The organism is Citrobacter sp. CRE-46, from assembly GCF_059615875.1.
This window is the reverse complement of record NZ_CM184341.1, coordinates 4,641,924-4,667,102: the sequence shown is the minus strand read 5'-3', so window position 1 is coordinate 4,667,102 and position 25,179 is coordinate 4,641,924. Positions and strand designations below refer to the sequence as shown.

28 protein-coding genes are annotated in these 25,179 nt (G+C 52.9%); 20 read left to right on the top strand and 8 right to left on the bottom strand.

Going from position 1 to position 25,179, the window contains the following annotated elements; all coding sequences use genetic code 11:
• Window positions 1–2 precede the first annotated feature (2 nt).
• From nsrR to AC534G_RS22625, 4 genes are all read left to right on the top strand, one after another.
• Complete coding sequence (gene nsrR, locus AC534G_RS22640) at window positions 3–428, top strand: nitric oxide-sensing transcriptional repressor NsrR (protein ID WP_038636528.1); 426 nt, start codon at window positions 3–5, stop codon at window positions 426–428.
• A gap of 38 nt (window positions 429–466) precedes the next feature.
• On the top strand, window positions 467–2,929 hold the full coding sequence (gene rnr, locus AC534G_RS22635) for a ribonuclease R (protein WP_038636531.1): 2,463 nt from the start codon (window positions 467–469) through the stop codon (window positions 2,927–2,929).
• Window positions 2,930–3,001: 72 nt separating this feature from the next.
• Window positions 3,002–3,733, top strand: coding sequence for a 23S rRNA (guanosine(2251)-2'-O)-methyltransferase RlmB (gene rlmB, locus AC534G_RS22630; RefSeq protein ID WP_038636534.1), 732 nt, complete (start codon window positions 3,002–3,004; stop codon window positions 3,731–3,733).
• Window positions 3,734–3,853: 120 nt separating this feature from the next.
• The gene (locus AC534G_RS22625; RefSeq protein ID WP_038636537.1) at window positions 3,854–5,476 is read left to right on the top strand and encodes an isovaleryl-CoA dehydrogenase; all 1,623 of its coding nucleotides are present in this window, start codon (window positions 3,854–3,856) and stop codon (window positions 5,474–5,476) included.
• Between the two features lie 76 nt (window positions 5,477–5,552).
• Here AC534G_RS22625 and yjfN read toward each other — a convergent pair whose 3' ends face one another.
• A complete protein-coding gene (yjfN, locus tag AC534G_RS22620) occupies window positions 5,553–5,828 on the bottom strand; it encodes a DUF1471 family protease activator YjfN (RefSeq protein ID WP_199981193.1) in 276 nt (91 codons plus the stop codon).
• Between the two features lie 147 nt (window positions 5,829–5,975).
• Complete coding sequence (gene bsmA, locus AC534G_RS22615) at window positions 5,976–6,305, bottom strand: biofilm peroxide resistance protein BsmA (protein WP_110496172.1); 330 nt, start codon at window positions 6,303–6,305, stop codon at window positions 5,976–5,978.
• 181 nt (window positions 6,306–6,486) lie between these two features.
• On the opposite strand from bsmA, the gene yjfP reads away from it, so the two are divergent.
• Window positions 6,487–7,236: an esterase gene (gene yjfP / locus AC534G_RS22610; RefSeq protein ID WP_085048467.1), complete on the top strand. Its 750-nt coding sequence runs from the start codon at window positions 6,487–6,489 to the stop codon at window positions 7,234–7,236.
• Here the strand turns inward: yjfP and ulaR are convergent.
• Window positions 7,233–7,988 (bottom strand): HTH-type transcriptional regulator UlaR, encoded by a 756-nt coding sequence (gene ulaR / locus AC534G_RS22605; RefSeq protein WP_006686325.1) that lies wholly within the window; start codon window positions 7,986–7,988, stop codon window positions 7,233–7,235. The genes yjfP and ulaR overlap by 4 nt on opposite strands.
• Before the next feature lie 108 nt (window positions 7,989–8,096).
• On the bottom strand, window positions 8,097–9,161 hold the full coding sequence (ulaG, locus tag AC534G_RS22600) for an L-ascorbate 6-phosphate lactonase (protein ID WP_038636551.1): 1,065 nt from the start codon (window positions 9,159–9,161) through the stop codon (window positions 8,097–8,099).
• Window positions 9,162–9,527: 366 nt separating this feature from the next.
• Between ulaG and ulaA the strand changes: the two genes are divergently transcribed.
• Genes ulaA through AC534G_RS22570 form a run of 6 tightly spaced genes read left to right on the top strand, consistent with a single transcriptional unit; the run spans window position 9,528 to window position 13,938 of the window.
• Entirely contained in the window at window positions 9,528–10,925 is a 1,398-nt protein-coding gene (ulaA, locus tag AC534G_RS22595) for a PTS ascorbate transporter subunit IIC (RefSeq protein WP_038636554.1), read from the top strand.
• Between the two features lie 15 nt (window positions 10,926–10,940).
• Window positions 10,941–11,246, top strand: a complete 306-nt coding sequence (gene ulaB / locus AC534G_RS22590; RefSeq protein WP_069324739.1) for a PTS ascorbate transporter subunit IIB — start codon at window positions 10,941–10,943, stop codon at window positions 11,244–11,246.
• An 11-nt stretch (window positions 11,247–11,257) separates the two neighbouring features.
• Window positions 11,258–11,725, top strand: coding sequence for a PTS ascorbate transporter subunit IIA (ulaC, locus tag AC534G_RS22585; protein ID WP_038636563.1), 468 nt, complete (start codon window positions 11,258–11,260; stop codon window positions 11,723–11,725).
• A gap of 12 nt (window positions 11,726–11,737) precedes the next feature.
• Complete coding sequence (gene ulaD, locus AC534G_RS22580) at window positions 11,738–12,388, top strand: 3-keto-L-gulonate-6-phosphate decarboxylase UlaD (RefSeq protein WP_032940270.1); 651 nt, start codon at window positions 11,738–11,740, stop codon at window positions 12,386–12,388.
• A gap of 9 nt (window positions 12,389–12,397) precedes the next feature.
• On the top strand, window positions 12,398–13,252 hold the full coding sequence (locus AC534G_RS22575) for an L-ribulose-5-phosphate 3-epimerase (protein ID WP_038636566.1): 855 nt from the start codon (window positions 12,398–12,400) through the stop codon (window positions 13,250–13,252).
• The gene (locus AC534G_RS22570; protein ID WP_069324740.1) at window positions 13,252–13,938 is read left to right on the top strand and encodes an L-ribulose-5-phosphate 4-epimerase; all 687 of its coding nucleotides are present in this window, start codon (window positions 13,252–13,254) and stop codon (window positions 13,936–13,938) included. Before AC534G_RS22575 ends, AC534G_RS22570 begins: the two co-directional genes overlap by 1 nt.
• 62 nt (window positions 13,939–14,000) lie before the next feature.
• Here AC534G_RS22570 and AC534G_RS22565 read toward each other — a convergent pair whose 3' ends face one another.
• Both AC534G_RS22565 and yjfY read right to left on the bottom strand, forming a co-directional pair.
• Window positions 14,001–15,194 carry an MFS transporter gene (locus tag AC534G_RS22565; protein ID WP_069324741.1) on the bottom strand — a complete coding sequence of 398 codons (1,194 nt, stop codon included), beginning with the start codon at window positions 15,192–15,194 and terminating at the stop codon, window positions 14,001–14,003.
• 167 nt (window positions 15,195–15,361) lie between these two features.
• The gene (yjfY, locus tag AC534G_RS22560; RefSeq protein ID WP_038636575.1) at window positions 15,362–15,637 is read right to left on the bottom strand and encodes a DUF1471 family protein YjfY; all 276 of its coding nucleotides are present in this window, start codon (window positions 15,635–15,637) and stop codon (window positions 15,362–15,364) included.
• 298 nt (window positions 15,638–15,935) lie between these two features.
• Between yjfY and AC534G_RS22555 the strand changes: the two genes are divergently transcribed.
• The 6 genes from AC534G_RS22555 (at window position 15,936) to AC534G_RS22530 (ending at window position 19,363) form a co-directional block, all read left to right on the top strand.
• Entirely contained in the window at window positions 15,936–16,700 is a 765-nt protein-coding gene (locus AC534G_RS22555; RefSeq protein WP_042312783.1) for a TSUP family transporter, read from the top strand.
• A gap of 158 nt (window positions 16,701–16,858) precedes the next feature.
• Entirely contained in the window at window positions 16,859–17,254 is a 396-nt protein-coding gene (gene rpsF, locus AC534G_RS22550; protein ID WP_003025672.1) for a 30S ribosomal protein S6, read from the top strand.
• Between the two features lie 6 nt (window positions 17,255–17,260).
• Window positions 17,261–17,575: a primosomal replication protein N gene (priB, locus tag AC534G_RS22545; RefSeq protein WP_006686338.1), complete on the top strand. Its 315-nt coding sequence runs from the start codon at window positions 17,261–17,263 to the stop codon at window positions 17,573–17,575.
• A gap of 4 nt (window positions 17,576–17,579) precedes the next feature.
• Window positions 17,580–17,807: a 30S ribosomal protein S18 gene (gene rpsR / locus AC534G_RS22540; RefSeq protein WP_000135199.1), complete on the top strand. Its 228-nt coding sequence runs from the start codon at window positions 17,580–17,582 to the stop codon at window positions 17,805–17,807.
• A gap of 41 nt (window positions 17,808–17,848) precedes the next feature.
• Entirely contained in the window at window positions 17,849–18,298 is a 450-nt protein-coding gene (rplI, locus tag AC534G_RS22535) for a 50S ribosomal protein L9 (protein ID WP_003025676.1), read from the top strand.
• 141 nt (window positions 18,299–18,439) lie between these two features.
• Window positions 18,440–19,363, top strand: coding sequence for a DMT family transporter (locus AC534G_RS22530; protein ID WP_069324742.1), 924 nt, complete (start codon window positions 18,440–18,442; stop codon window positions 19,361–19,363).
• Between the two features lie 33 nt (window positions 19,364–19,396).
• On the opposite strand, the gene AC534G_RS22525 is transcribed toward AC534G_RS22530, so the two are convergent.
• On the bottom strand, window positions 19,397–20,047 hold the full coding sequence (locus tag AC534G_RS22525) for a LysM-like peptidoglycan-binding domain-containing protein (protein ID WP_496594468.1): 651 nt from the start codon (window positions 20,045–20,047) through the stop codon (window positions 19,397–19,399).
• Window positions 20,048–20,266: 219 nt separating this feature from the next.
• Here AC534G_RS22525 and bamJ point away from each other — a divergent pair, with 219 nt between their 5' ends.
• On the top strand, window positions 20,267–20,887 hold the full coding sequence (gene bamJ, locus AC534G_RS22520) for a BamJ family beta-barrel-assembly machinery protein (RefSeq protein WP_038642968.1): 621 nt from the start codon (window positions 20,267–20,269) through the stop codon (window positions 20,885–20,887).
• Between the two features lie 308 nt (window positions 20,888–21,195).
• The gene (cycA, locus tag AC534G_RS22515; RefSeq protein WP_038636591.1) at window positions 21,196–22,605 is read left to right on the top strand and encodes a D-serine/D-alanine/glycine transporter; all 1,410 of its coding nucleotides are present in this window, start codon (window positions 21,196–21,198) and stop codon (window positions 22,603–22,605) included.
• An 83-nt stretch (window positions 22,606–22,688) separates the two neighbouring features.
• On the opposite strand, the gene ytfE is transcribed toward cycA, so the two are convergent.
• On the bottom strand, window positions 22,689–23,351 hold the full coding sequence (ytfE, locus tag AC534G_RS22510) for an iron-sulfur cluster repair protein YtfE (protein ID WP_079225626.1): 663 nt from the start codon (window positions 23,349–23,351) through the stop codon (window positions 22,689–22,691).
• A gap of 244 nt (window positions 23,352–23,595) precedes the next feature.
• Here ytfE and AC534G_RS22505 point away from each other — a divergent pair, with 244 nt between their 5' ends.
• Window positions 23,596–25,167: a methyl-accepting chemotaxis protein gene (locus tag AC534G_RS22505; RefSeq protein ID WP_061382738.1), complete on the top strand. Its 1,572-nt coding sequence runs from the start codon at window positions 23,596–23,598 to the stop codon at window positions 25,165–25,167.
• The last annotated feature ends 12 nt before the right edge of the window (window positions 25,168–25,179 follow it).

The window sequence follows — 25,179 nt, the reverse complement described above, 5'->3', positions numbered from 1 at the left end:
ATGTGCAGTTAACAAGTTTCACCGATTACGGATTACGTGCGCTAATCTACATGGCGTCACTTCCCGAAGGACGTATGACCAGTATTTCTGAGGTGACAGAAGTCTACGGCGTGTCCCGTAATCATATGGTCAAAATAATCAATCAACTTAGCCGGGCGGGCTTTGTTACTGCTATTCGAGGAAAAAATGGCGGTATCCGCCTGGGTAAACCCGCTAAGGATATTTGTATTGGTGATGTGGTTCGCGAGCTGGAACCCTTATCGCTGGTCAACTGTAGCAGCGAGTTTTGCCACATAACCCCTGCCTGCCGACTCAAACAGGCGCTTTCTAAAGCAGTGCAAAGTTTTCTCACGGAACTGGACAACTACACACTTGCTGATTTGGTTGAAGAAAATCAACCGCTTTATAAATTATTGCTGGTGGAGTGACGAAAATCTTCATCAGAGATGACAACGGAGGAACCGAGATGTCACAAGATCCTTTCCAGGAACGCGAAGCTGAAAAATACGCGAACCCTATCCCGAGCCGGGAATTTATCCTCGAACATTTAACTAAACGTGAAAAACCGGCCAACCGCGATGAGTTGGCCGCTGAACTCAACATTGAAGGTGAAGAACAGCAAGAAGCGCTGCGTCGTCGCCTGCGCGCGATGGAGCGTGACGGGCAACTGGTCTTCACTCGTCGTCAGTGCTACGCGCTGCCGGAACGTCTCGACCTGCTGAAAGGTACCGTTATTGGCCACCGTGATGGCTACGGCTTTCTGCGCGTTGAAGGCCGCAAAGATGACCTGTACCTGTCCAGCGAGCAGATGAAAACCTGCATTCATGGCGATCAGGTGCTGGCGCAGCCGCTGGGCGCGGACCGTAAAGGTCGTCGCGAAGCGCGTATTGTGCGCGTACTGGTGCCGAAAACCAGCCAGATTGTTGGCCGCTACTTTACCGACGCTGGGGTCGGTTTTGTCGTCCCGGACGATAGCCGCCTGAGCTTCGATATCCTTATTCCGCCGGAAGAGGTGATGGGGGCGCGTATGGGCTTTGTGGTCGTGGTTGAGCTGACCCAGCGTCCAACCCGTCGCACCAAAGCTGTGGGTAAAATCGTTGAAGTATTGGGCGACAACATGGGCACCAGCATGGCTGTTGATATGGCCCTGCGTACCCATGAAATCCCGTATATCTGGCCGCAGGCAGTCGAAAAACAGGTTGCCGGGCTAAAAGAAGAAGTGCCGGAAGAGGCGAAAGTCGGGCGTGTTGATCTACGCGATCTCCCGCTGGTCACTATTGATGGCGAAGATGCGCGTGACTTCGATGATGCGGTTTACTGCGAGAAGAAACGCGGCGGCGGCTGGCGTTTATGGGTGGCGATTGCTGACGTAAGCTATTACGTCCGCCCGCCGACTCCGTTGGATCAGGAAGCGCGCAGCCGTGGCACGTCTGTCTACTTCCCGTCGCAGGTTGTCCCGATGCTGCCGGAAGTGCTGTCTAACGGATTGTGTTCGCTGAACCCGCAGGTAGACCGTCTGTGTATGGTGTGCGAAATGACCATTTCGTCGAAAGGTCGGTTAACCGGCTTTAAATTCTACGAAGCGGTAATGAGTTCCCATGCGCGTCTGACCTACACCAAAGTCTGGCACATGCTGCAGGGCGATCAGGAACTGCGCGAGCAGTATGCGCCGTTAGTGAAACATATTGAAGAGCTGCATAATCTCTACAAAGTGCTGGATAAAGCTCGGGAAGAACGCGGCGGTATCTCGTTTGAAAGTGAAGAAGCGAAGTTTATTTTCAACGCTGAACGTCGTATTGAACGTATCGAACAGACGCAACGTAACGACGCGCACAAGCTGATTGAAGAGTGCATGATCATGGCAAACATCTCAGCGGCGCGATTCGTTGAGAAAGCCAAAGAGCCAGCCTTGTTCCGTATTCACGATAAGCCGACGACCGAAGCGATTACCTCCTTCCGTTCCGTACTGGCCGAACTGGGCCTGGAACTGCCTGGCGGCAATAAACCCGAGCCGCGCGATTACGCTGAATTGCTGGAGTCGATTGCCGACCGTCCTGACGCGGAAATGCTGCAAACTATGCTGCTGCGCTCGATGAAGCAGGCGATTTACGATCCAGAAAACCGGGGTCACTTTGGTCTGGCGCTGCAATCTTATGCGCACTTTACCTCGCCGATTCGTCGTTACCCGGATCTCTCTTTGCACCGTGCAATTAAATATTTGCTGGCGCAGGAGCAGGGCCATAAAGGCAACACCACGGAAACCGGTGGCTACCATTATTCAATGGAAGAGATGCTGCAACTGGGCCAGCACTGTTCGATGGCCGAACGCCGTGCTGACGAAGCTACGCGCGACGTCTCTGACTGGCTGAAGTGTGACTTCATGCTGGATCAGGTGGGTAACGTCTTTAAAGGCGTAATTGCCAGCGTGACCGGGTTTGGCTTCTTTGTCCGTCTTGACGAACTGTTTATCGACGGTCTGGTGCATGTCTCCTCCCTGGATAACGACTACTATCGCTTTGACCAGGTTGGGCAGCGTCTGACGGGTGAGTCAAGCGGTCAGATGTATCGCCTGGGCGATCGTGTGGAAGTTCGCGTTGAAGCGGTCAACATGGACGAGCGTAAAATCGATTTCAGTTTGATCTCCAGCGAACGTGCGCCGCGCAATGAGGGCAAAACCGCACGCGAAAAAGCTAAAAAAGGCGATGCAGGTAAAACTACCGGTAAACGTCGTCAAATGGGCAAAAAGGTGAATTTCGAGCCGGACAGCGCATTCCGCGGCGAGAAGAAAGGCAGAGCCAAACCTCAGGCGGATAAAAAAACGGCTGAGAAGAAAGGCGATAAAAAAGCGAAAAAGCCATCGGCAAAAACGCGTAAAATCGCTGCCGCCACCAAAGCTAAACGTGCGGCGAAAAAGAACGTCGCACAATAACAGCCATAAACTGTAAGTCGGGCAACTATTATGTTGCCCGGCGTTACGCACAAACTATTAACGAGTACATTCATGAGTGAAATGATTTACGGCATCCACGCGGTGCAGGCTCTGCTGGAACGTGCGCCTGAGCGCTTCCAGGACGTCTTTATTCTCAAAGGCCGTGAAGATAAACGCCTGCTGCCGTTGATCCATGCACTGGAAGCGCAGGGCGTTGTCATTCAGTTGGCTAACCGTCAGTTCCTGGATGAGAAAAGCGAGGGTGCGGTACATCAGGGGATTATTGCGCGCGTGAAGCCGGGTCGTCAGTATCAGGAGAACGATCTGCCGGATCTGATTGCTGCGCTCGATCAGCCGTTCTTTTTGATCCTCGATGGCGTCACCGATCCGCATAACCTGGGCGCATGCCTGCGTAGCGCGGATGCTGCTGGTGTACATGCGGTTATCGTACCGAAGGATCGTTCCGCACAGTTGAATGCGACGGCGAAAAAAGTGGCCTGTGGCGCGGCTGAAAGCGTACCGCTGATCCGCGTAACTAACCTGGCGCGCACGATGCGAATGCTGCAGGAAGAGAATATCTGGATTGTGGGCACCGCTGGCGAAGCCGACCATACTCTCTATCAGAGCAAAATGACCGGACGTATGGCGCTGGTCATGGGGGCTGAAGGCGAAGGAATGCGTCGTCTGACCCGCGAACATTGTGACGAACTGATCAGTATCCCGATGGCAGGGAGCGTTTCGTCGCTAAACGTTTCAGTCGCGACCGGCATCTGCCTGTTTGAGGCCGTTCGTCAGCGCGGCTAATTCATTCTCAATTTCTCTCAAGCCATCCCCTGGGATGGCTTTTTTGTGACCTTCATCCCAGGCACTCTCTTGTCTGGCTGGCCATACTTAAGGCCACGGCCATTGACGGAGGGAAACACAATGCACTGGCAAACGCATACCGTTTTTAACCAACCTGTACCGCTCAATAACAGCAACTTATACCTGTCCGATGGCGCCCTGTGCGAAGCGGTTATCCGCGAAGGGGCGGGCTGGGACAGCGATGTGTTGGCGAGTATTGGCCAGCAGCTAGGTACCGCGGAGTCGCTCGAACTGGGTCGCCTGGCTAATGCTTTTCCACCCGAGCTTTTGCGCTACGATCCGCAGGGGCAGCGACTGGACGATGTGCGTTTTCATCCTGCCTGGCATTTGCTGATGCAGGGGCTGTGCGCCAACCGCGTGCATAACCTTGCCTGGGAAGACGAAGCGCGGCAGGGAACATTTGTTGCCCGCGCGGCGCGTTTCATGCTGCATGCGCAGGTGGAAGCAGGCACGTTGTGTCCGGTAACCATGACTTTTGCCGCCACGCCGCTGTTACTGCAGATGCTACCTTCACAATTTCACGACTGGTTTACGCCGCTGCTAAGCGACCGTTATGACTCGCATTTATTGCCTGGTGGGCAAAAGCGTGGGCTGCTGATCGGTATGGGAATGACCGAGAAACAGGGGGGCTCAGATGTGTTGAGCAATACCACCCAGGCGGAACGCCTCGCAGACGGCTCGTATCGGTTGGTGGGACATAAGTGGTTTTTCTCTGTGCCGCAAAGCGATGCCCATTTGGTGCTGGCGCAGGCAAAGGGGGGATTATCCTGCTTTTTTGTACCGCGATTTTTACCCGATGGTCAACGTAATGCTATCCGTCTCGAGAGGCTGAAAGATAAGTTAGGCAACCGCTCCAATGCCAGCTGCGAAGTCGAATTCCATGATGCTATTGGCTGGCTGCTGGGCGAAGAAGGAGAAGGTATACGCCATATCCTGAAAATGGGTGGTATGACGCGTTTTGACTGTGCGCTCGGTAGCCATAGCATGATGCGACGTGCCTTTTCCGTGGCGATTTATCATGCGCACCAACGACAGGTATTTGGCAAGCCATTGATTGAACAGCCGATGATGCGTCAGGTCTTAAGCCGAATGGCGCTCCAACTGGAAGGCCAGACTGCGTTACTGTTTAGGCTGGCACGGGCCTGGGACCGCCGCGCTGATGCCAAAGAAGCGCTGTGGGCTCGGTTGTTTACGCCAGCGGCGAAATATTCTGTCTGCAAAAGCGGGATGCCGTTTGTCGCTGAGGCGATGGAAGTATTGGGTGGGGTTGGCTACTGCGAGGAGAGTGAGCTGCCACGTCTGTACCGTGAGATGCCGGTAAACAGTATCTGGGAAGGCTCCGGCAATATTATGTGTCTTGATGTATTGCGGGTGCTGGCAAAACAACCCGGTATCTACGATATGCTCAGCGAAGCCTTTGCCGAGGTCAAAGGGCAGGATCGTCATTACGATCGGATGGTTCGTCAGTTGCAGCAACACCTGCGTAAACCCATTGAAGAATTGGGACGGGAGATTACGCAGCAGCTTTTCCTGCTCGGTTGCGGGGCGCAAATGTTGCGCTATGCCTCTCCGCCAGTGGCGCAGGCCTGGTGTCAGATGATGTTGGATACACGTGGTGGACGACGATTGTCTGAACAGGTACAGAATGATCTGCTGCTACGGGCAACGGGAGGATTACGGTAATAATATGCCTGATGGCGACGCTGGCGCGTCTTATCATCAAAGCAGGCCGGATAAGTTTACCCCATCCGGCAATCTGTTACGCATAGAGTATGGCCTGGACGCGCCAGTTATCGGGGTGCTGATCTTCATACATTTGAATGATCCGATACCATGAAGCACCTTGTTCATCCGCTTTTAACGCAATGACACGTTCTACATCCTGCGGATTTCCTGCAATGTTACTGACGGATATCAGCCCTATTTCGTTCAGGCCGGTAACACAGTCAGCACTGGCGAACTCGGCAGACTGCGCCGTAGTACCTACCAGTCCGGTAGAAAGCAGCAGTGAGGATAAGGCAAGTGATTGTTTCATCGTCAGCTCCATTATTCGTACCCCTACACACGGCAGGGCATTCCATCGCGATAATAAACCTCAAGCTTCCTGCTGTTGGTTTATTGTGCACAGGTAAACGCATAGGGGCGCAAAGCAATGTAAAGCTGACTAAATTTCAAACCAATGTTATTTACGATACAAAATCGCTTGTGAATACCATTGGCCTGTCACAATGGTCTCATCGACTAATAAGACCACATAATAATCAGCTTTTGCCGCGACGGCTTTGTCGCGGATTTCAGCCAGCGCATCATCCGGTGAGCCTCTTACCAGCGCGCTAACCGTCCCTATTCGCTGTAACCCATTACTCTGGTTACGGCGGATCTCCTGCGGGTGGTCGGCAACGGGCGGTGCGGGTTGCGGCGTTCCCTGTAGCACGCTACAGGCGCTTAAAACTAAAACCAGCAACAAAGAGGCAAACCGACGCATAACTCTATCTCGTTTCCTGATAGCCATAGTGTAGTGCCTTATTAATTTCCCTTTAGGGGAATGTTCCCGAATTGTTATCTCTCACGCGATTTTCGAATGAAAATGTTGCGAAAGCGTAACCCAGTTCTCAACATTATGAATCATTGTCGAACACATTCGCTTGCGTTAAGTATTGCTGCGTGGCATACCAGAAAGAAAGAGGCGACAAATGATCGAAATTGAAACACGACAGTTGGCGGGTATCCCTGTCCTGCACGCCGTTCCGGCTGGCAAACGCGCATGTTCACTCCCCTGTATTATTTTCTATCACGGATTTACATCTTCCAGCCTGGTCTACAGCTATTTTGCCGTTGCTCTGGCTCAGGCTGGATTCCGGGTAGTGATGCCAGATGCGCCAGACCATGGTGCCCGCTTCAAGGGTGACGCACAGGGGCGGATATACCGCTTTTGGCACATATTGCAGCAAAACATGCAGGAATTTTCGACGTTACGTGCGGCGCTGGTGGCAGAAAATTGGCTGTCAGATGAACGGCTTGCCGTAGGCGGGGCGTCAATGGGGGGCATGACGGCCCTGGGCATTATGGCTCGTCACCCCGAGGTGAAATGTGTAGCCAGCCTGATGGGTTCGGGCTACTTTACCCGGCTTGCGCAGACGCTTTTTCCGCCTTTATTGGTCCAGACGCCAGAACAGCAGGCTGCGTTTGATGCCCTCATCGCGCCGCTGGCCGAATGGGAAGTGACGCACCAGTTGCCACGCCTGGCCGACAGACCGTTGCTACTATGGCATGGGCAGGAAGATGATGTGGTACCGGCTATTGAAACTTTTCGCTTACAGCAGGCGCTGATTCAGGCAGGTCTGGACAATAACCTGACCTGTCTGTGGGAAGCAGGCGTACGCCACCGCATTACGCCAGAAGCGCTGGCTGCGACGGTGACGTTTTTCCGCCAGCACCTTTAAACGCGCATAATGCTTACACCCTGAGCTTCGAGCTGTTGCAGGATCTCAGGGTCCGCATTTTTGCCGGTAATCAGCATATCGATTTGATCGGCGCGGCTGAACAGCATCCCCGCGCGTTCACCGACCTTACTGCTATCGACCAACACCACCAGTTTACCCACCACGTTAAGCATCTTCTGCTCCGCCATCGCGGTCAGCATATCGGTTTTATACAGTCCATCTGCGGTCAACCCTTTGCCGCTGGTGAACATCCAGTGCCCGGCATACAGGCTATTTTCACTACCTTGTGGGCTAAGCGTGATGGATTGGCTTTTGTTGTATTGTCCTCCCATGATGATCACGCTCTCGTGCTCCTGGTCGATCAAATAGTTCGCCAGCGGCAGATAATTAGTGATGATCTGCACTGGCTTGCCGCACATTTCACGTCCGAGCAGGAAGGCGGTCGATCCGCAGTTGATCACCACGCTTTCACCGGCATTCACCAGTTGAGAGGCCGCTTTGGCAATGCGAACCTTTTCATCGTGGTTCTGCGCCTGATGCAGATTCATTGGCGTCCAGCGCGGGCGCTGCTGCGTGATGGCTTCTGCGCCGTTACGAACTTTCTTGAGTTTGCCGCTTTCGTCGAGTTTGTTGATATCCCGGCGGGCTGTGGCGGGGGAAATTCCCAGGCGCTCAATTACGTTCTCAACGGTAACAAAGCCCAACTGCGCCAGCATATCCAGCAATATTTGATGTCTTTGTGCTTCAGTCATGAGCTATTCCGATACAAATTGATTTGAAAAGATGATATTTGAAATAGCCTGGAAATACTAAAGTAAATGGGGAAAAAATGCCGGGTTATGCCCGGCATTTGGTGTGAATCACAAGAAGGATTTAAACGGTAGATCCGGTTCAATTGTGAAACAGTCATCAAAGCCGCGTGGATAGTGATATTCAAAGTTATCTTTATCCAGCGGCCAGGTGAATTTGCCACCTACCTGCCAGATGAATGGCTTAAAGCCATACTTCAGTCGATCTTTTTTCATCTCCCACAGCACGCGAATCTCCTGAGGATCGGCCTGGAAATTTGACCAGATGTCATGATGGAAGGGGATGACGACTTTTGTATTCAACGCTTCGGCCATACGCAGCATGTCGGAGCTGGTCATCTTGTCGGTAATGCCACGCGGGTTTTCGCCATATGATCCGAGCGCGACGTCGATCTGATGCTCATTGCCGTGTTTTGCATAATAGTTGGAGTAGTGTGAGTCGCCGCTGTGATACAGCGTGCCGCCCGGTGTTTTGAACAGATAGTTAACGGCGCGCGCGTCCATACCGTCCGGCAGCACGCCCGCCGCTTTCTGATCGGCGGGAAGAGTAATCAACGCGGTACGATCAAAAGCATCAAGCGCATGAATTTCAATATCTTTCACTTTAACCACATCGCCGGGTTTTACCACGATGCAGCGATCTTTCGGCACGCCCCAGCCGACCCACAGATCCACACAGGTTTGTGGCCCAATAAACGGCACGTCGTCCGCACAGTTCTGCATGACCGCTGCCGCGACATTAACGTCGATGTGATCGTTATGATCGTGCGTAGCCAGCACCGCATCGATCTGGCGAATCGCAAACGGATCAAGTACAAACGGCGTAGTACGCAGGTTTGGCTGCAGTTTCTTCACGCCCGCCATGCGTTGCATCTGGTGACCGGTTTTCATCAGCGGATTACCGTGACTTTGCTTACCTGTTCCGCACCAGAAATCGACGCAGACGTTAGTCCCGCCTTCCGACTTTAGCCAAATTCCGGTACAGCCAAGCCACCACATAGCAAAGGTGCCAGGTGCGACCTGTTCCTGTTCGATCTCTTCATTCAGCCAGCTTCCCCACTCCGGGAATGTGCTCAGAATCCATGATTCGCGCGTGATGCTTTTTACTTTACTCATCGCATTTACCTTCATGTTGGTTCAAGTTGAATCAAATTGTGATTTGTTTTGATTGATAATGACATCAATTTATCAAGAAGGCAATGCGTGGATTTTTCTGATTCCGTCGTAAAGCGTCTATTACTCACAACGTAACGGGATGCTTTGTAGCAATCTATTTTTGTATTTTATTGTTTTTATGAGTTTTATTTTTTGCTCTATGAATGTTCCATAAAACCCTGGTTCGGGTAAGAGATTTATTTGCGTACTCCATCACATTTAATCAAATTCAATCTTGTTGTGATTACTTTTGAAAATTAGAGTGGGGGCACAACATCCTGAACATCTGTAATGAATGTTCAGCAACTTTGTCTACTGGAGATCGTTATGGAGATCCTCTACAACATCTTTACCGTCTTTTTTAATCAGGTCATGACCAACGCGCCGTTGCTGTTGGGTATTGTGACCTGCCTCGGCTACATCCTGTTGCGCAAAAGCGTCAGCGTCATTATCAAAGGCACGATCAAAACGATTATCGGTTTTATGCTGCTGCAGGCGGGATCGGGCATTCTGACCAGCACGTTTAAACCGGTGGTGGCGAAGATGTCCGAGGTTTACGGTATCAATGGTGCGATTTCCGATACGTATGCCTCCATGATGGCAACCATTGAACGTATGGGAGACGCTTATAGCTGGGTAGGTTATGCCGTGCTGTTGGCGCTGGCGCTGAACATTTGTTACGTCTTGCTGCGGCGTATTACCGGCATTCGCACCATCATGCTCACCGGGCACATCATGTTCCAGCAGGCGGGCTTAATTGCGGTCTCTTTCTATATCTTCGGTTATTCCATGTGGACCACCATTATCTGCACGGCGGTGCTGGTGTCGCTCTACTGGGGGATTACCTCCAATATGATGTACAAGCCGACGCAGGAAGTGACCGACGGCTGCGGTTTTTCCATCGGCCACCAGCAGCAGTTCGCTTCATGGATTGCCTACAAGGTCGCGCCTTATCTGGGTAAAAAAGAGGAGAGCGTAGAAGATCTCAAACTGCCTGGCTGGCTGAATATCTTCCATGACAACATCGTTTCGACCGCGATTGTCATGACCATTTTCTTCGGGGCGATCCTGCTCTCTTTCGGCATTGATGTGGTTCAGGCGATGGCGGGGAAAACGCACTGGACGGTGTACATCCTGCAGACCGGTTTTTCGTTTGCCGTGGCGATCTTCATCATCACCCAGGGCGTACGTATGTTCGTCGCCGAACTTTCAGAAGCGTTCAACGGTATCTCCCAGCGTCTGATCCCGGGCGCGGTATTGGCGATTGACTGTGCCGCCATCTATAGCTTTGCGCCGAATGCCGTTGTGTGGGGCTTTATGTGGGGCACCATCGGCCAACTGATTGCGGTCGGCATCCTCGTGGGCTGCGGCTCTTCCATCCTGATTATTCCTGGTTTTATCCCAATGTTTTTCTCCAACGCCACCATTGGCGTGTTCGCGAACCACTTTGGCGGCTGGCGCGCGGCGCTCAAGATTTGTCTGGTGATGGGGATGATTGAAATCTTTGGCTGCGTCTGGGCGGTGAAACTCACCGGTATGAGCGCGTGGATGGGGATGGCGGACTGGTCAATTCTGGCGCCGCCGATGATGCAGGGCTTTGCCTCCATCGGCATCGCGTTTATGGCCGTCATTATTCTGATTGCACTGGCTTATATGTTTTTCGCAGGACGCACGTTGCGCGCTGAGGAAGACGCAGAAAAACAACTGGCAGAACATTCTGCTTAATAAGGAGTTCCGATTATGACCGTACGTATTCTGGCTGTGTGTGGCAATGGGCAGGGCAGTTCCATGATCATGAAGATGAAAGTGGACCAGTTTTTAACCCAGTCAAATATTGACCATACAGTGAACAGCTGCGCAGTGGGTGAGTACAAAAGTGAACTGAACGGCGCGGATATCATCATCGCCTCTACCCATATTGCCGGTGAAATTGCCGTAACTGGCAATAAATATGTTGTTGGCGTACGCAACATGCTGTCGCCCGCCGATTTTGGACCAAAACTGCTGGAAGTGATCAAAGCGCATTTCCCACAGGACGTGAAGTAAGGATACGGCATATGAAATTACGTGATTCGCTGGCAGACAATAACGCCATCCTGCTACAGGCCGAGGCCAACACCTGGCAGGAAGCGGTAAAGCTGGGCGTCGATCTGCTGGTTAAGGCCGACGTGGTTGAACCGCGCTACTACCAGGCCATTCTTGATGGGGTTGAACAGTTTGGTCCGTACTTTGTGATTGCGCCAGGACTGGCGATGCCGCACGGGCGCCCGGAAGAAGGCGTTAAGAAGACCGGCTTTGCGCTGGTGACGCTGAAAACACCGTTGGTGTTTAACCACGAAGATAACGACCCGGTGGATATTCTGATCACGATGGCGGCGGTCGACGCCAACACGCATCAGGAAGTGGGCATCATGCAGATCGTGAATCTGTTTGATGATGAAGCCAATTTCGACCGTCTACGTGCCTGCCGCACCGCGCAGGAAGTGCTGGATTTAATTGATAACGCCACTGCGGCGGCTGTTTAAAAGGATACCGAAATGTCATTACCTATGTTGCAGGTTGCGCTGGATAACCAATCAATGTCTTCTGCGTATGAAACGACGCGTCTGATCGCCGAAGAGGTCGATATCATTGAGGTGGGCACCATTCTTTGTGTTGCTGAGGGCGTACGTGCCGTACGTGACCTGAAGGCGCTCTACCCACATAAAATTGTGCTGGCGGACGCCAAAATCGCCGATGCGGGTAAAATTCTCTCTCGCATGTGTTTCGAGGCCAACGCTGATTGGGTCACTGTTATCTGCTGTGCGGATATCAATACCACCAAAGGTGCGCTCGAGGTGGCGAAAGAATTTAACGGCGACGTACAGATTGAACTGACCGGTTACTGGACCTGGGAACAGGCTCAGGAGTGGCGTGACGCGGGTATCGGGCAGGTTGTCTATCATCGCAGTCGTGATGCGCAGGCCGCAGGTGTGGCGTGGGGAGAGGCGGATATCAGTGCCATCAAACGCCTGTCTGATATGGGCTTTAAAGTCACCGTCACCGGCGGTCTGGCGCTGGAGGATCTGCCGCTGTTCCAGGGGATCCCGATTCACGTCTTTATCGCTGGCCGCAGCATTCGTGATGCCGCTTCTCCGGTTGAGGCGGCGCGTCAGTTCAAACGTTCCATCGCCCAGTTGTGGGGCTAAGGAGCGACTATGCTGTCGAAACAGGTCCCGCTCGGTATTTATGAAAAAGCGCTCCCCGGAGGGGAGTGCTGGCTGGAGCGCTTGCGGCTGGCGAAAGAGTTAGGTTTTGACTTTGTCGAAATGTCGGTTGATGAAACCGATGCCCGCCTCGCGCGCCTTGACTGGAGCCGCGAGCAGCGTCTGGCGCTGGTGGCCGCCATCGCCGAAACGGGAGTACGTGTACCTTCTATGTGCCTGAGCGCTCACCGCCGTTTCCCGCTGGGGAGCGAAGATGATGCGGTGCGCGATCAGGGACTGGCGATCATGCGGAAAGCCATTCAGTTTGCGCAGGATATTGGTATTCGCGTGATTCAACTGGCGGGTTACGACGTCTATTACCAGCAGGCTAATAACGAAACGCGTCGTCGATTTCGCGAGGGGCTAAAAGAGAGCGTTGAGATGGCAAGTCGCGCGCAGGTGACGCTGGCGATGGAGATCATGGATTATCCGCTGATGAATTCGATCAGTAAGGCGCTGGGTTATGCCCACTATCTCAATAATCCGTGGTTCCAGCTGTATCCCGATATCGGCAATTTGTCGGCGTGGGATAACGACGTGCAGATGGAGTTGCAGGCAGGAATAGGCCATATCGTGGCCGTTCACGTGAAGGACACCAGACCCGGCGTGTTCAAAAATGTGCCGTTTGGTGAAGGTGTTGTCGATTTCGAACGTTGTTTTGCGACGCTCAAACAGAGTGGGTATTGCGGGCCATACCTGATTGAGATGTGGAGTGAAACAACGGACGATCCGGCGCGTGAAGTGGCGAAGGCGCGCGATTGGGTGAAAGCGCGGATGGCCAGCGCAGGTCTGGTGGAGACGGTGTAATGCAAAAACTTAAACAGCAGGTTTTTGAGGCCAACATGGATCTGCCGCGTTATGGGCTGGTGACGTTTACCTGGGGTAACGTCAGCGCCATCGACCGCGAACGGGGGCTGGTGGTGATTAAGCCCAGCGGCGTCGACTACCAAACAATGACAGTGGATGACATGGTGGTTGTGGATCTGCACGGCAACGTGGTGGAAGGACGCTATCGTCCTTCTTCCGATACCGCCACCCATCTGGCGCTGTATCGCCGCTATTTATCTCTTGGCGGCGTGGTGCACACCCACTCAACCCACGCGACGGCATGGGCACAGGCGGGTCTGGCAATTCCGGCACTCGGCACGACGCATGCGGATTACTTCTTTGGCGATATCCCCTGCACGCGGGCATTAACTGAAGCAGAGGTTCAGGACGAGTATGAGCTGAATACCGGCAAGGTGATTATCGAAACGCTGGGGAACGTGGAGCCTCTGCATACGCCCGGCGTAGTCGTGTATCAGCATGGTCCGTTTGCCTGGGGTAAAGATGCGCACGACGCGGTACACAACGCTGTGGTGATGGAAGAGGTCGCAAAAATGGCATGGATTGCGCGTGACATTAATCCGGCCCTCAGCCCCATCGACAGTTATCTGATGAATAAACACTTCATGCGTAAGCACGGCCCAAACGCCTACTACGGGCAGAAGTAACGTCTTTGCCCCGGACAACGTGCATCTGCGGATGTGCGTCACCGATCTGTTCGGGGCAATCTTCAGCGTTGCTGGTAAGCTGCTGGCGTAAATCGCATTCCTGCTAAAACCAACGCACAAATGGCAGCACCAGCGTAAAACGTCGAGGCTGCGCCCAACGTTTCCCACAGAATGCCCGCGCCGGTACTGGCTAACAGCAGGGCGATGCCACTGATCAGATTAAACATACCGAAGGCCGTACCGCGTAGTTCTGCTGGCGCGGTATGCGCAATCATGGCAGCCAGCAACCCTTGCGTCATGCCCATATGAATCCCCCACAGTCCCACGCCTATCAGTAACGTGCTCCAGTGGTGACTCAGCGCCAGAGTGATATCCGCCGCGATCAGGACCAGCAGGCCCGCCTGTAACATGCGGGAGTGGTTCATGCTGTCAGACATTTTTCCAAAAGGATAAGCCGACAGACTGTAGACCAGATTCATGGCGACCATCACCAGCGGAATGGCAAACAGCGGGATATCCATTTGATATGCGCGCAACACGAGAAACGCTTCGCTAAAGCGGGCGAGCGTGAAGAGCGCGCCCAGTCCCACGACCCACCAGTAGGCTGCACTCAACTTTTTCAGGTTTTCCCGTCGTAACGGATTGGTGCGTTTATCAGTGACGGGGGTTTTCGGTTCACTCAGGCCAAACCATAGCAGGGCGATAGAGAGCACCCCAGGGATGACGGCAACCCAGAAGATAGTGTGAAAATCGTTGTTCCATAGCAGCATTAGCCCGACGGCGAGCAGGGGGCCCAGAAATGCGCCAATGGTATCCAAAGACTGGCGCAGACCATAGGCGGCGCCGCGGATCTCGGACGGGGTGACATCCGCGACTAACGCATCCCTGGGAGCGCCGCGAATACCTTTACCCACACGATCAATCATGCGAGCGCTGAGTACCATGCCTGATGAGCCCGCCATCGCGAACAGGGGCTTACTCAGCGCCCCCAAACCATAACCGAGCATCGCCAGCCCTTTGCGCTTTCCCAGATAATCACTGAGAACGCCGGAAAAAACCTTAATGATCAGCGCGGTGGCTTCAGCTAATCCTTCAATCAGGCCAATGATAATGACGCTGGCTCCCAGCGTGGTTGCCATAAACAACGGCAACAGGCTATGGATCATTTCGGAGGAGACATCCATGAGCAGACTCACGCCGCCCAGCACCCAAACGCCTTTTGGTATGCGATTCAGCGTTGCATAGCGTGCAAACATGGTTTCGCCCCAGAGTATCAGTTCGGTAATGCTTTATTTAATCAGTAAATGATGACCAGGATAAGATACAAAGAAAAATAATTCTCATTTACCTGATGTGCAAAAAAAAGCCCCCGGTGAGGGGGCAAGTCAAACGGTGGCAATGTTCTCGTTGGTTGTTTCTGGTGTTAGCGATAAATATCCGCACTGGCGTGCATATTTCCGTTACTGCCGGGTTCCCTGGTGAGGATCACGTGGTAGTAGTTTGCGCCTTGCGCATCGGTCTCTTCATTCAGGGCCTGAGTGGCTTCACTTTCAGTGGCGAAGTTATGATTTATGTAAATGACGCCTAAGCTCTGCACATCATCCATATTCCTGGCCTGATGATTGTCAATTTGGATGGCTGCCGTTGCATTTGCACTGAGCAAAAGCACAGCCAGAAGGGTTAAAACACGGGCTCGCATATGTACCTCCTCGACTGCGGTCTCTGGTTGCTTCTCTCCTGTGAGTGATGAGCTTCTGATGTAATTTTAACCGCTACTGGCGCAGGCGTTAGCGACCATTTCTGATGCAGTTGTTCAAAAAATTACCGCATGCCCGCCTTTTCTTTTATTTACAGGTAACTGATAGATACCGCTGCGTTAAAAAATACCTGTATTTCGCGCACAAGCTCATACCAAATAGTCAATTTAAACGGATGGATACCCTGTTTATAGTGAGCCGTATAATTAATATAACTTTATGATAATAAGGCAAAAACTTATGGATACTTCATTCATGGATTTCAGCTACTTCGTGATTATGTTTATGGTCGCACTGGTGGCTGGCTTTATTAACGTGGTGTCGGGCGGCGGTGGGTTTCTCTCTATTGGCGCACTGTTAATTTCTGGTTTACCCCCGGCGAATGCGCTGGCAACCAATAAAATTCAGGCGCTGGGCAGTTCGCTAACCTCCGGGATTTACTTTTTACGCCGGGGACATATCAACGTGCAGGAGCACAAGTATGTATTCCTGTCTGCTTTTATCGGCTCAGCGTTAGGCACGACGCTCATTCAGTTCATTGAACCGGAGGTGTTGAAAAAACTGCTTCCGGTACTGATTATCGCCGTCGCCATCTACTTTATTTCCGCTCCCAATCTCAGCGAACCGAAAAGAAAGCAGCAGGTATCCCTGTTTTTCTTTTCTCTGATCTGCGGCGGCTGCATTGGCTTTTATGATGGATTTCTTGGCGCTGGTGCGGGTTCCTTTTATACGCTCTGCTATATCCTGTTGTGGGGATACAGCATCGATAAGGCACAAATTCACTCGAATTTTATTAACCTTGCATCGAATATCGCCTCGATTTTGTTCTTCATTTTCGGCGGCAAAATGATCTGGTCGCTGGGGCTGGTGATGTTTGCCGGACAATCGCTCGGCGCGCGCCTGGGCGCAACGGTGGTACTGACGCGCGGAAAGAAAGTTATCCGGCCGATGATTGTCATTGTCTCCATTTGCATTAGCGTCAAAATGCTGCTGGATATGTATTAATGGCGACATGGTAAATAATCGTACAAGCACCTTGAGTTTACCGGCTGACCCCAGTATTATGACGCGTCATTTTTCAGCCGACCTTTAACACGTTCCTTGCCTCCATGGGCCTCGGCTGACCCAGACAGGAGGCTGAATAATCCGTAAGGAGCAATTCGATGCGTCATTACGAAATCGTTTTTATGGTCCATCCTGACCAGAGCGAACAGGTTCCGGGTATGATCGAACGCTACACTGCTGCCATCACTGGCGCAGAAGGCACGATCCACCGTCTGGAAGACTGGGGCCGCCGTCAGCTGGCTTACCCGATCAACAAACTGCACAAAGCTCACTACGTTCTGATGAACGTTGAAGCGCCGCAGGAAGTGATCGATGAGCTGGAAACTACCTTCCGCTTCAACGATGCCGTTATCCGCAGCATGGTTATGCGTACTAAACACGCTGTTACCGAAGCATCTCCGATGGTTAAAGCGAAAGACGAGCGCCGTGAGCGTCGCGATGATTTCGCAAACGAAACCGCAGATGATGCTGAAGCTGGGGATTCTGAAGAGTAATTTCTGATGACCAACCGTCTGGCGTTGTCCGGCACCGTGTGCAGGGCCCCCCTTCGAAAGGTCAGTCCATCAGGAATTCCTCATTGCCAGTTCGTGCTTGAGCATCGTTCTGTGCAGGAGGAAGCCGGATTTCACCGGCAGGCGTGGTGCCAAATGCCCGTTATTGTTAGCGGACACGAAAACCAGGCCATTACTCACAGTATAACGGTCGGTAGCGCAGTAACCGTTCAGGGGTTCATCTCTTGCCATAAGGCAAAGAACGGTCTGAGCAAAATGGTTCTGCATGCCGAGCAGATTGAATTGATAGATTCTGGAGACTAGCCATATGGCACGTTATTTCCGTCGTCGCAAGTTCTGCCGTTTCACCGCGGAAGGCGTTCAAGAGATCGACTATAAAGATATCGCTACGCTGAAAAACTACATCACCGAAAGCGGTAAGATTGTCCCAAGCCGTATCACCGGTACCCGTGCAAAATACCAGCGTCAGCTGGCTCGCGCTATCAAACGCGCTCGCTACCTGTCCCTGCTGCCGTACACTGATCGTCATCAGTAATCGGTCACGGTCCATTAATACGACTTTGAGAGGATAAGGTAATGCAAGTTATTCTGCTTGATAAAGTAGCAAACCTGGGTAGCCTGGGTGATCAGGTTAACGTTAAAGCGGGCTATGCTCGTAACTTCCTGGTACCACAGGGTAAAGCTGTTCCTGCTACCAAGAAAAACGTTGAATTTTTCGAAGCGCGTCGCGCTGAGCTGGAAGCTAAACTGGCTGACGTTCTGTCCGCTGCTGAAGCTCGTGCTGAGAAAATCAACGCACTGGAAACCGTAACCATCGCGTCTAAAGCAGGCGACGAAGGTAAACTGTTCGGTTCCATCGGTACTCGCGACATCGCTGACGCTGTAACTGCAGCTGGCGTTGAAGTAGCTAAGAGCGAAGTTCGTCTGCCGAACGGCGTTCTGCGTACCACTGGCGAGCACGAAGTGAGCTTCCAGGTTCACAGCGAAGTGTTTGCTAAGCTGACTGTAAACGTAGTTGCGGAATAAGTTTTTATTCTGCTAACCGCGTAAAAGCGCCGGCCCTGTGCCGGCGTTTTGCTTTTCTGTTCCCCGTCTTTCTCTCTGGCTATTCTTTGTCCTTTTCGGGATAATCATAAAAATAAAACATTATTTCAAAGTGGTGATGGAATGGAACCAACGCACCAACCTCTGTTTGCGCGTAAAAATGTTGTCTATCTGAGCGCGGCATTCTGCTGCTTGCTGTGGGGGAGCGCCTACCCGGCGATCAAAAGTGGATACGAGATCTTCCAGATCGCCACGGATGACATTCCCTCGAAAATTGTCTTTGCCGGCTATCGCTTCCTGTTTGCGGGATTATTGCTGCTCCTGCTGGCGGTGGCGCAGCGTAAACCGATTGGTCGGTTAAGCCCGCGTCAATATGGTCAGCTCACGCTGTTGGGGCTGACGCAGACTTCGCTGCAATATATTTTCTTTTATATTGGCCTGGCGTTCACCACAGGGGTGAAAGGGTCCATCATGAACGCGACTGGCACGTTCTTCAGCGTGCTGCTGGCGCATTTTATCTATCAGAACGATAAACTCAGCTACAACAAGGCGCTGGGTTGTATCCTGGGTTTTCTTGGCGTGATGGTGGTGAACTTTAACAGCGGACTGGATTTTAGCTTCAGCCTGTTAGGGGACGGCTCGGTAGTGATGGCAGCCTTTATTCTCTCCGCCGCTACGTTATACGGCAAACGCATTTCTCAGACGGTCGACCCGACGGTAATGACAGGGTATCAACTGGGCGGTGGCGGTCTGGCGCTGGTGATCGGCGGTTACGCTTTTGGTGGCTCGCTGACCGTACACGGTGCGTCTTCGTTGGCGATTCTGGGCTACCTGACGTTGCTCTCTTCGGTGGCATTTGCCTTGTGGAGTATTTTGCTTAAACACAACCGCGTGGGGATGATTGCGCCGTTTAACTTCCTGATCCCGGTTTCAGGCGCGGTACTGTCGGCCATTTTCCTCGGCGAAAATATTCTCGAATGGAAATATGCAGTAGCGTTGGTGCTGGTCTGTTCGGGGATCTGGTGGGTGAACAAGGTGAAACGCTAACGCTTCACCTTGCTGCCTGATGGCACTGCGTGGCTATCGGGCGCGAATAAAACTGCCGTTAGGCTGGCGGGTAAACAGGACCTGCTGGCCATTACCCGTATCGATGGTTAACCCGGTCACTACGCCACTGGCATTCTGCCTGATCTGCACCATCTGTCCGTCTTTCAAATTGCTCAGCGGTTTTCCGGCCCCTTCTACCTGCGCCATGGCGTACACATCGGTTGGCGGGAGATTGTGGTCACGGAATACCTGGGCCAGCGTTTTACCCGAATCTACGCGGTAGGAACGCCACTGCTGGTCAATTCCACTATCCGGCTGGAAAGGTTGCGTCTGTGGCTGAGATTGCTGGGCCTGCGGCTGTGCGTCTGGTTCCCCTTCCTGGATGGGTTCCGGCGCAACCGGCGCGACCTGGCCAGGATCGTTTTGCGGGGCGACCAGTTGTGCCTGAAGCTGGGCCTCCGTCGGCGGCTGTGACTGCGATTGCAAATCCAACTGGGCAGTACGCGCGACCACTGGTGCATCGCTGGTGTCGCTGAAAGGGAGCAGGAAACCGATCACCAGCACGATAGCAGCAGCAATAATGCCACGGCGGTGCATCGGTGGCAGCGGGTCCATAATGCGAAAATTGTCCGGTGCATGCCAGATTTTCGCCAGGGTTGGTTTTAATTCAAAGCGCCCGGGCATGGCTTTCCTCCTGCTCCGCGTCTCGTTCCTCAGTCATAGAGTATAGATCGCTAACTCTATGATACTTGTTCGGGTACCCGCTTTCGTGACATTCATGCGGACAATAGTCATTGTTTCTTTTTCCTCGCGATTTGTCATCAGTTCCCGAGACAAAGTTTTACCGGATGCGGCATGGCTGATATGCTGCCCGCTACTTTACATCCGATGAAAGGAAATATGATGGCTACCCCGACTTTTGACACTATCGAAGCGCAAGCAAGCTACGGCATTGGTTTGCAGGTAGGACAGCAGCTGAGCGAATCCGGTCTGGAAGGGCTGTTGCCTGAAGCGCTGGTAGCGGGTATCGCTGACGCGCTGGAAGGCAAGCATCCGGCAGTGCCGGTTGATGTTGTGCATCGCGCACTGCGTGAAATCCACGAGCGTGCTGATGCCGTTCGTCGCGAGCGTTTCCAGGCTATGGCCGCTGATGGCGTTAAATATCTGGAAGAAAACCGTGAGAAAGAGGGTGTGAACAGCACTGAATCCGGTTTGCAGTTCCGTGTTCTGACCCAGGGCGAAGGTGCTATCCCGGCACGCACCGACCGCGTTCGCGTGCATTACACCGGTAAACTGATCGACGGTACCGTATTCGACAGTTCTGTCGCACGTGGCGAACCGGCTGAATTCCCGGTTAACGGCGTCATCCCTGGCTGGATTGAAGCGCTGACTCTGATGCCGGTGGGTTCCAAATGGGAACTGACTATTCCTCAGGAACTGGCTTACGGCGAGCGTGGCGCTGGCGCGTCCATTCCTCCGTTCAGCACGCTGGTTTTCGACGTTGAACTGCTTGAGATTCTGTAAGCAGTGACTTCTGTTCCCCCCGAGGCCGGGGGGAGCAAAGAAATAGCGTGAAAAGCTATAGTTACGCCGTTGTCGATATTTTATCTTGCAAATGCCTCACCAGCATGTATTTTTGTGAGCTGATTCGCGCTATCAGAGTGATATGACACTCACTTTAAACATTAAATTAACATTATATCTAAATCTTAGTATTCATCCCGCCAATTCTTACCTAATATCGATGAGTCCTGCTAACAGGATCGTCGTATCATAGACACACTAAAGGCCGTAGAGCCTGAACAACACAGACAGGTACAGGAAGAAAAAACATGGTAGATCAGGTAAAAGTCGAAGCCGCAGAAGAGGCTTCGTCTGAACAGTCGCTACGGCGCAATCTCACAAACCGTCATATTCAACTTATTGCCATTGGCGGCGCTATCGGTACCGGCCTGTTTATGGGCTCCGGTAAAACTATTAGTCTTGCCGGACCGTCGATCATCTTTGTGTATATGATCATCGGTTTCATGCTGTTTTTCGTGATGCGGGCAATGGGAGAGTTGCTGCTCTCGAATCTGGAGTACAAATCATTTAGTGATTTTGCCTCCGACCTGCTTGGGCCATGGGCCGGGTATTTTACCGGTTGGACTTACTGGTTCTGCTGGGTTGTTACCGGGATGGCCGACGTTGTCGCCATTACGGCGTATGCGCAATTCTGGTTCCCTGAACTCTCAGACTGGGTCGCCTCGCTGGCGGTGATCGTGCTGCTGCTGAGCCTTAACCTCGCCACGGTAAAAATGTTCGGTGAGATGGAGTTCTGGTTTGCGATGATCAAAATCGTTGCCATTATCGGTCTGATTGTCGTCGGCCTGGTGATGGTGCTGACGCACTTCCAGTCGCCAACTGGCGTTCAGGCATCGTTCACGCATCTGTGGAATGACGGTGGCTGGTTCCCGAAAGGGCTGAGCGGCTTCTTTGCCGGCTTCCAGATTGCGGTGTTCGCGTTTGTGGGCATTGAGCTGGTGGGGACAACCGCTGCGGAAACCAAAGATCCGGAGAAATCTCTGCCGCGCGCCATTAACTCGATCCCGATCCGTATCATCATGTTCTACGTTTTCGCGCTGATTGTGATTATGTCCGTCACGCCGTGGAGCTCGGTGGTACCATCCAAGAGCCCATTCGTTGAACTGTTTGTCCTGGTTGGTCTGCCCGCGGCGGCGAGCCTGATCAACTTTGTGGTGCTAACTTCTGCGGCCTCTTCCGCAAACAGCGGCGTGTTCTCTACCAGCCGTATGCTGTTTGGTCTGGCGCAGGAAGGCGTGGCGCCTAAAGCGTTTGCCAAGCTGTCTAAACGCGCGGTTCCGGCGAAAGGTTTAACCTTCTCCTGTATCTGCCTGTTGGGCGGCGTGGTGATGCTGTATGTGAATCCGAGCGTGATTGGCGCGTTCACCATGATCACCACCGTGTCGGCGATTCTGTTCATGTTCGTATGGACCATCATTCTTTGCTCGTACCTGGTGTACCGCAAGCAGCGTCCGCACCTGCATGAAAAATCAATCTACAAGATGCCGCTCGGTAAGCTGATGTGCTGGGTGTGTATGGCGTTCTTTGTTTTCGTACTGGTACTGCTGACGCTGGAAGAGGATACCCGCCAGGCGCTGATCGTGACGCCGCTGTGGTTCATCGCGCTGGGTCTGGGCTGGTTGTTTATCGGTAAGAAACGTATGGCAGGCGTGCGTTAGGCGTAGCCATATCGGACACAAAAAAGGCCACATAAGCAGTGGCCGAATTCGGACTTCAGGAAGGCGCTCTCGGGCGCCTTTTTTTATTCACCTGCGAGGGCACGCGGGAACAACACATTATTTTCCAGACTGATGTGTTCCATCAGATCGTCGATCATCTCGTTAATGCCGTTATACATGGCTTTCCAGGTGGTGCAGGCTTCTGGCGGCGGCGTCACATTATGGGTGATGTGTTTGATCACTTCGACCAGTTCACCGGCATCGTCATGCTCGCTTTCCATCACGCTGATTGGTCCCATTGCCTGGCTACCCATACCCTGTTTAATCATCGGGAACAGGATCTGCTCTTCCTTCATCATGTGGCTGGACAGCTCTTCATGCAGCATGCTCAGGTTCTTCGCCAGACCACGCGGTACGTTCGGTTTGTCTGCGTGGACGCGTTCAACTTTCGTGGCCTGCAGGATCAGTTCCGGCAACTGTTCGCGATGTCTGTCGTGATAACGCACAATGATATGGTCGATGATTTCAGCCAGCGCCACGGTACGCCAGTCTTTCTCCAACGGCTGTTCAGCCAGTTGCGCGAGCTGCGCCTCAATAACGTCTAAATCCAGCTCTTTACGCGCGGCAGCGCGTGCCAGCGTTTGCTTACCGCCGCAGCAGTAATCCATATCGTATTTACGAAACAGGGCCGAAGCGCGAGGAATAGAGAGCGCCAGTTCACCTAAAGGTTGATCGCGATAAGACATTGCCGTTACCTCATTCTCAATAATATAAGATGTATTTTAAATGCAACTTATAAAGAAGGCTATAACCCTTTCGGGGTGGGGTGTTTTGTGATGAGCGTCACGAAAATTTCTTATTTCGTTAAAGTGCTGAATCTTATTGAAAAGGGGAGAAATGGCGAAAAAAGCTGCGCCAGAGAATTAAATAAGCGCACGCCGCTGCCGATAGTTAGACCTCAGACAATACCTGCATAATAAAAGGCAACAGATGTTCAAACGAATCAAAGTGATAACCTTACTTATCACCGTGTTACTCGCGCTGGGCGCGATGCAGCTCATCTCCGCAGGCGTCTTTATTGGCGCACTCAATAACGATAAACAGAACTTTAATGTCTCTCAGCTTTCCAGTCAGAACGTGGCTGAATTTACCGATGCGTGGATTAGCCTGAACCAGGCTCGCGTCACGCTCAACCGGGGGATGCTGCGTTTACAGGGAACGATGGCCAGCGAGATCAACGGTGGTCAGTTGAAAGAACTGGTGAACACGGCAAATCGTCTGCTGGCCGAGTCGAAAGAGCATTACGATAAATACTACGCCCTGCCAGAAACGCCGGGGCTGGATGAGCGTCTGGCCGATCGACTGGAAGAACAGTACGGCATCTATTCTGCGACGCTGGCTAAAATGAACGCGCTGCTGGCTGAAGGTAAGCTGGAAGAGATGTTCAAGCAGAATGCTGAGCAGAAGCAGACGGCCATGCAGGAAGTATATCGGGAATGGCGTGCCGCGCAAACGGCGCTGGCCACTGCCGGCGTGCAGGACAATGAGAGTGATTACCGCAAGATAATCTGGCTGTTGTCTGCCGTGATGTTGACTGTCGTCACTGTGATTGTCGCCAGCTGGCTGGCGATGCAGCGCGTGTTGCTCAAGCCGCTCCACGAGGTGATGGGACATATTCGCCACATCGCTGCGGGTGACCTGACGCATAGCATCAACGCCGATGGCAGCAATGAAATGGCGCTGCTGGCAAGTAATGTGCGTGACATGCAGCAGGCGCTGGCGAATACGGTCAGCGTGGTGCGTGACGGGGCTGACACTATCTACACCGGCGCGGGTGAAATTGCCGCAGGCAGTAACGATCTCTCTTCACGTACTGAGCAGCAGGCTGCCTCTCTGGAAGAGACCGCTGCCAGCATGGAACAACTCACCGCCACCGTGAAGCAGAACGCGGATAACGCGCGTCAGGCGACCAGTCTGGCAAAAAACGCCTCACAGACGGCGCTGAAAGGTGGAACCGTGGTTGATGGCGTAGTGCGTACGATGGACGAAATCGCCACCAGTTCCAGCAAAATCGCGCAAATTACCTCTGTTATCGACGGTATTGCCTTCCAGACCAATATTCTGGCGCTGAACGCGGCGGTAGAAGCGGCGCGTGCGGGCGAACAGGGCCGTGGTTTTGCCGTGGTCGCTGGCGAAGTTCGTACTCTGGCGCAGCGTAGCGCTCAGGCGGCAAAAGAGATTAAGGCGCTGATTGATGACTCGGGCAATCGGGTCAATGCCGGTACGGCGCTGGTGCATGAAGCAGGCGAAACGATGGCGGAGATTGTCAGCGCCGTGACCCGCGTGACCGACATTATGGGCGAAATTGCCTCGGCTTCTGATGAACAGAGCCGGGGTATCGATCAGGTAGGTCAGGCCGTTGCCGAGATGGATCGCGTGACGCAGCAAAATGCTTCGCTGGTGGAGGAGTCCGCTTCCGCTGCCGCCGCGCTTGAAGAGCAGGCAGCACGACTGAACCAGACCGTGGCGGTATTTAAAGTGTCGCGCCGGATGGCGGCGTAAACGCCTTATCCG